We start from the raw sequence: 639 nt of genomic DNA on the forward strand, positions 1-639 counted from the left end.
ATCCGTGTGTCGGCGGTTCGATTCCGTCCCGAGCCACTGCTTTAAAAAGTGTCTGCGATTTTTTAAAAACGCAGATGCTTTTTTTATGCTCTAAAAAATTATACTTCTGTTGGAGATTCTAACGGCAGGGTTTATGGTAAAATTTGTTTATTTTAAAAGCTCAAGGGAACTGAATCCATACATAGGAAGGCGTTTAACGAAGGAGGAAGGATGGATGGAAAGAAGGAATAAGCTGCTGGCCAAAAGAAATTTCATCCCTATCATGCTTTCTGCTATTGTCTACGCTTTTATCGAAGACAATATAAGAGCGGTGGTAGAGCCGTATGTCCATGCCGCGTTTGCCATTCATGTGGTCATGATCTTAATTCACACAGTTTTTTTACTACTTCCTTGGTATATCGTTAGAAAAATAGTAGATTCCTATCTGCAAGAACAGTAGTTTCTTGGATGACCTTCTTCCGCATCCATCCCTTTGCAAAATTCATACGTTAATCAATGTTTGGATAAGCGAAATGAATCGCTTTCCATGGGTCCGTTGCATTCTTTTAGGTGGAGGTGGCGGGGAAACAAGGAGACTCCCGCGGGAAAAGGAGCTAGGCGAAACCCCGCAAGGAGTGATAACGACTGAGGAGGCTTGCC

Annotated in this window: 1 protein-coding gene; it reads left to right on the forward strand. The window is 42.6% G+C overall.

Annotated elements, in window-relative coordinates; all coding sequences use genetic code 11:
* Window positions 1-214 precede the first annotated feature (214 nt).
* A complete protein-coding gene (locus Q7A53_RS21720; RefSeq protein ID WP_411791298.1) occupies window positions 215-439 on the forward strand; it encodes a hypothetical protein in 225 nt (74 codons plus the stop codon).
* Window positions 440-639: the final 200 nt, after the last annotated feature.

This window comes from Halobacillus rhizosphaerae, assembly GCF_046719735.1.
Taxonomy (GTDB): Bacteria; Bacillota; Bacilli; order Bacillales; family Halobacillaceae; genus Halobacillus_B; species Halobacillus_B rhizosphaerae.